1 rRNA gene is annotated in these 243 nt (G+C 55.1%); it reads left to right on the forward strand.

The window, feature by feature from the left end:
• Positions 1-243, forward strand: a 23S ribosomal RNA gene (locus HPT30_RS00195); the annotation flags it as partial.

A 243-nucleotide genomic window follows, 5' to 3' on the forward strand; every position in this document is an offset into this window, starting at 1 on the left:
ATTGAATTTGGGTACGATCTGTACAGGATAGGTGGGAGCCGTAGAGACAGGAGCGCAAGCTTCTGTGGAGGCGCCGTTGGGATACCACCCTGATCGTATCTAGGTTCTAACCTGGTGCCCTAATCGGGTACGGGGACCGTGTCAGGCGGGCAGTTTGACTGGGGCGGTCGCCTCCTAAAGAGTAACGGAGGCGTTCCAAGGTTCCCTCAGAATGGTTGGAAATCATTCGAAGAGTGCAAAGGC

The organism is Paenibacillus agri (genome assembly GCF_013359945.1).
In the GTDB taxonomy this organism is placed as follows: domain Bacteria; phylum Bacillota; class Bacilli; order Paenibacillales; family Paenibacillaceae; genus Paenibacillus_AQ; species Paenibacillus_AQ agri.